The organism is Deinococcus pimensis DSM 21231, assembly GCF_000519345.1.
Lineage (GTDB): Bacteria > Deinococcota > Deinococci > Deinococcales > Deinococcaceae > Deinococcus_A > Deinococcus_A pimensis.
On the sequence record NZ_KI912657.1, the window covers coordinates 111413 to 116465 of the forward strand.

The 5053-nt window shown below is 73.3% G+C and carries 5 protein-coding genes; all 5 read left to right on the forward strand.

All coding sequences use genetic code 11. The features are described from left to right. Positions 1-78: 78 nt before the first annotated feature. The gene (locus DEIPI_RS0116770) at positions 79-690 is read left to right on the forward strand and encodes a LysE/ArgO family amino acid transporter (RefSeq protein ID WP_027482526.1); all 612 of its coding nucleotides are present in this window, start codon (positions 79-81) and stop codon (positions 688-690) included. 51 nt (positions 691-741) lie between these two features. Then, positions 742-999, forward strand: a complete 258-nt coding sequence (locus DEIPI_RS0116775) for a hypothetical protein (protein ID WP_157463747.1) — start codon at positions 742-744, stop codon at positions 997-999. A gap of 26 nt (positions 1000-1025) precedes the next feature. Beyond that, positions 1026-3509 carry an ATP-binding protein gene (locus tag DEIPI_RS35720; RefSeq protein ID WP_052351799.1) on the forward strand — a complete coding sequence of 828 codons (2484 nt, stop codon included), beginning with the start codon at positions 1026-1028 and terminating at the stop codon, positions 3507-3509. A gap of 35 nt (positions 3510-3544) precedes the next feature. Further along, positions 3545-4630 carry a GGDEF domain-containing protein gene (locus DEIPI_RS32040; RefSeq protein ID WP_084474453.1) on the forward strand — a complete coding sequence of 362 codons (1086 nt, stop codon included), beginning with the start codon at positions 3545-3547 and terminating at the stop codon, positions 4628-4630. 78 nt (positions 4631-4708) lie between these two features. Next, positions 4709-5053 (forward strand): SWIM zinc finger family protein (locus DEIPI_RS40125; RefSeq protein WP_027482528.1); only part of this gene is annotated, 345 nt, incomplete at its 3' end.

Below are 5053 nucleotides of genomic sequence, written 5' to 3' on the forward strand. Positions count from 1 at the left end.
AGATCCAGGACGCCTGGGACGAGGCGGCGGCCACGGGCACGTGGGTGAACTTCGGGCCGCGGGGAGGCTGAAGTCGGCGTGGGCGCCGCGCTCGAAGGGCTGCTCGTCGGGCTGAGCCTCATCGTCGCGATCGGCGCGCAGAACGCGTTCGTGCTGCGCGCCGGGCTGAGGCGGTCGCATCCCGGGGTGGTGGCGCTCGTCAGCACCCTCGGGGACGTGACGCTCATCCTCGTGGGCGCGCTCGGGGTGGGTGCGGCGCTCTCGTCGAACGCGGTCCTCTCGGCGGTCGCGCGCTGTGGTGGCGCGGCGTTCCTGGTGTGGTTCGGTGCGCGCTCGCTGAGGTCGGCGCTCCGCCCGCCGGACACGTCCGCCCTGTCGGGCACGGGCGGGGCCGCGCCCGTCACGGCGCGTTCTGCGGCGATGTCGGCGCTGGGCTTCAGCCTGCTCAACCCGCACGTGTACCTCGACACGGTGGTGCTGCTCGGGACGGTCGCGGCGCGGCACGCGGGCCCGTCGCGCGCGTGGTTCGCGCTGGGCGCCTGCGCCGCGTCGGCGGCGTGGTTCTTCGCGCTGGCGTACGGCGCGGCGGCCCTCGCGCCGATCCTGCGCGGACCCCGGGTGTGGCGGACGGTGGACGTGCTGGTCGCGCTGGTGGTGTGGGGAGTGGCCCTGCGGCTCGTGCTGGAATGACGCCGTGTTATGTCCATGGACAAACGTGAAGGGGTCCGTTACGCTGTGCTCATGAACGCCTCGCCGCCCGTCGTGACGATCCGTTACGCCGCCCGCCTCCCGTACGACGCGCGCCGCGCCGCCGAGGAACGGACCCGCGCCGCGCTGCGCGCCACCCTCGGGGACGTCCTCGTCCGCTTCGAGGAACTCTCCGAACGGGAAACCTCACGTCACACCCGCATCCGCTTCACGGGCGGCTGGCGCGTGGAGACCGACGAGCTCGCCCGGCGCACCCTCGACTGCCTCACTGGAACGCTCCGGGGCGCCTAGACCCCGCGCGGGCGGTAAGGTGAGGTGTGGCCCCCCGTCCACCCTCGTCGGCGCACCTGCTCGAACTCGCCCAGGCCACGGCCCGGCTGGCCCGCTCGCTCGCGGCGGCCCGGACCGTCGACGACGTCGTGCTCGCCACGCTGCACGACGCCCTGCCCGCCATGCGTGCCCAGGGCGGCGCCGTGACCCTCCTCGACCCCTCGCGCTCGCACCTGCGCACCGTCGGCGCGACCGGCTACGCCCCCGAGGACCTCGCAGACTGGGCCGTCGTGGACCTCGCGCTGAACCTCCCCATCACCGACACCGCCCGCGACGGGCAGGCGAGGATCCTGGGCCGCGCGGACCTGCGCCGCCACTACCCGCACATGCCGCAGGACACCACCCACCCGACGGGCGCCGTGGCGGCGCTCCCCTTGGAAGCGGGCGGCGCCGTGCTCGGCGTCCTCGCGGTGAGCTTCGACGACGACCACGACTTCGGCGACGCCGAGCGCGAGTACCTCTCCACGGTCGCCGTGAGCTGCGCCCTCGCGCTGGAACGCGCGCGCCTGCACGGCCGCGTGGAGGCCGAACTCGCCCTCAAGCGCGAGGTGCTCGAAAGCGTCGACGACGCGTTCTTCCTTCTCGACCACGACGGTCGGCTCACGTACGCGAACGGCGGCGCCTTCCGCCTGTGGAGACGGGAGCCGGGCGAGGTGCTGGGCCGTCACCTCGCCGAGGCGTTCCCCGAGGCGACGGGTTCCGAATCCTGGGACCGACTCGGACGCGCGCTCACGGAGCGTCACGTGGACCGCTTCGAGACCGTCTCGCCCGTCGTGGGCCGCTGGGTGGAGGTGAGCGCGCACCCCATGAGCGGCGGGCTCGGCGTGTACGTCCGCGACATCGAGGGGCGCAAGCACACCGAGGAGGAACTGCGGCGCAACCACGACCGGCTCGCGCTCGCGTTGCAGTCGGCGGGCATCGGCCTGTGGGACTGGGACATGCAGCGCGACGAGACCATCTGGCTGGGCGAGATGCGCGGCCTGCTCGGCCTGCCGCCCGGCGCGCCCGCCACCTTCGAGGCCTTCGAGTCCACCGTGCATCCCGCAGACCGCCCGGCGCTGGGCGACGCCTTTCGCGCGTCGCTGGAGGAGCGCCGCCCGTACGATCAGGACTTCCGGGTGATCCTGCCCGACGGCTCGGTGCGGTGGCTGCACACGGTCGGACAGGTCGTGTTCGACGGGGACCGCGCCGTGCGGTCCATCGGGGTGGACTTCGACATCACCGACCGCAAGCGGCTCGACGAGGCGCTGCGCAGCGCGAACGCGGACCTCGAACTGCGCGTCCGGGAGCGCACGGCGCGGCTCGAAGCCCTCAACGCGGAGCTCACGGCCTTCGCGGGCGCGCTGTCGCAGGACCTGCAGGAGCCCGCGCAGCGCATCAGCGGGTTCGCCGCGCTGCTCGAACGGCGGCTCGGACAGGCCCTCGGGGAGCGTGTGAGCGCGCCGCTCGCCGTGATCCGCGCGGAGGCCGAGCGCGTCACGGAACTCGTCGCGGACCTGCGGGGCCTCGCGCGGTTCGAGCGTCGTGAGCTGCAGTGGCAGGACGTGGCGCTCGGGCCGCTCGTGTCGCAGGTCCGCAGCGACCTCGTTCCGATGCTGCGCGGGCGCAGCGTGCTGTGGGAGATCGCGGAGCTGCCTGTCGTGCGCGGCGACCTCATGCTGCTGCGGCAGGCCCTCACGAACGTCGTGCACAACGCCCTCAAGTTCACGCGCACGCGCGACGTCGCGCGAGTCGAGATCGGCGCGGACGTCACCCGCGACGAGGTGCGGCTGTGGGTGCGCGACAACGGCGTCGGCTTCGAGCAGGCCCGCGCGGAGGAACTCTTCCGGGTCTTCGGACGCCTCCACGAGGACTACGAGGGCGCGGGCGTCGGTCTTGCGAACGTGCGCCGCATCCTCGCCCGGCACGGGGGGCGCGTGTGGGCGCGCGGGGAGCCGGGCGTCGGCGCCACCGTCTACCTCTCCCTGCCCCACGCCTGGACCGGCTCGTTCTGTAACTGCCCTGTTTCACCCTCGAGGCGCGCCGACGGGCGCCGTGTAGAGCCGCAGGCTGCCCACGCTGGTCGCGCGCAGTCGCCCCTCCGCGAGCAGCACCTCACAGGCCGCGCGGGCCTCGTCGAGGCTGAGTCCCGTGCCCCTGCCCACGCCCGCCGCGGAGTCCTTGCGGCCCGTGAGGTACGCCGCGACGCGGTCCTCGAAGTCGGAAGCGACGAGCGACGCCTCGTGACGGACCCGCGCGAGTTCGTAGCCCCCGGCGGACACCCAGACCGTGCCGTCGGCGAGGAGCTGTTCGAGCAGCAGCGCGAGGTCCTCGCGCGAGAGGTCCGCGTGACGGGCCAGCGTCCCGGGCGGGGTGCGGCCGTGCTCCTCGAGGTAGGCCAGGACGGTCCGCCGCGTCGCGACATCGATACGGGTCATGCGCGCATGATGCCCGCGTCGCGTCACCTTCGGGTCAGCGCGGAGGTGGAGTAAGGCTCCTGTCAGACGCGGGCGGGTAGCGTGACGCCATGAGCGGCGCTTTGTCGGATGAAGCGGTCTTCGCGCCGGAGTTCACCTTCCGGCGGGGGGCCCTGCTGATCCTGCTGGGCTGCGTGACGGCGTCCTCGGTGGTCAGCCTGATCCTGACGCCGCTCTTCCGCTTCGAGACGTTCGACGTCGTCGGGCTGGCCCTCATCGTCGTCAAGAGCGCGGGCCTGCTGCTGTGGCTGTGGCGACGCCCCAGGGCGTTCCACGTCGTGGGCGCGGTCGAGCTGACCCTGGAGGTCGTGGGCGGCCTCGTGAAGTTCGCGGCGCTCCTCTTCGTGGACCGTCTGTCGTACGGGCTGGGCAGCTACTCGCTGTGGCTTCCGCTGATGTACGTCGTCGCGGCGCTCGTGCTGCCCGCGCGGCAGGCGCTGCTGCTGTGCACGGTCCTGTACGCCGCGCTGCTCGGCATGGGCGTGGCGTTCTTCGCGTCGAACCTGAGCGGCGCCCGCGACCTGGCCCTGTACGGCAACGCGCTCGTGCAGCTCTACGTCATGCACGCGGCCTTCATCGCGGGCCTCGCGCTGCTGGGCCGCCTGCGCGACGCGTACGTGCAGGCGGTGAGAAGCGCGCGGCACCACGAGCGGCTCGCGAACGTGGACGCGCTCACGGGCCTGCCGAACCGACGTCAGCTCACGTCGTGGCTGCAGGCGGAACTCGCCGCGGCGCGCGGGGTGGCGGGCGCCGTGAGCGTCGTGGCGCTCGACCTCGATCACTTCAAGGGGGTCAACGACGCCTTCGGGCACGACGTCGGGGACGAGGTGCTGCGCCTGGCCTCGACCACGATGCGCGCCACCCTGCGCGAGGGCGACCTGTTCGGACGCTGGGGCGGCGAGGAATTCCTGATGATCCTGCCCGGCTGCGACCTGATCGGCGCCCAGGAGATCGCGCTGCGGCTTCAGGCGGCCCTCGCGCGGGTGGCGCACCCCAGGGTGGGGCGGGTCACGGTGAGCTGCGGCGTGGCCGAGGCTCGGCCGACGGACGACGCGGGGACGCTGCTGCAGCGCGCGGATCGCGCGCTGTACGCCGCGAAGGACGCGGGGCGGGATCGGGTGCGCGCGCTCGTCTGAGCCGAACCATTGGACAGACGTGAGAAACTGTATTACGGTAATAACGTAATTCTACGCAGGACCGAAACAGGTGACCCCTTGGCCGAGCTCACGACCGACCGCATCCTGACCCTCGCTCCCGACGCCGCCAGCGCCGCCAGCGCCCGCAGCCTCGCCTCACCCGCCCGCTGGGCCGCCCTGCACGCCGATCACGACGTCCTGTGGGGCCACTGCCAGGGCAGCGGCAAGACGCCCTACCTCACGAGCGTGGACCGCGCCGAACCCGGCGCGACCCGCTGCACGTGCCCCAGCCGCAAGTTCCCCTGCAAGCACGCCCTCGCGCTGCTGCTCCTGCGCGCCCAGCAACCCGACGCGTTCGGCGCGGACCCTGCCCCGGAACCCGTCCGCACCTGGATGACCGGGCGGACCGCGCGCGCCGCCGCG

What these genes read in the sequence shown, in the direction of transcription:
- DEIPI_RS0116775 (WP_157463747.1), top strand. Translation starts at nt 742, where the DNA reads ATGAACGCCTCGCCGCCCGTCGTGACGATCCGTTACGCCGCCCGCCTC.
- DEIPI_RS32040 (WP_084474453.1), top strand. Translation starts at nt 3,545, where the DNA reads ATGAGCGGCGCTTTGTCGGATGAAGCGGTCTTCGCGCCGGAGTTCACC.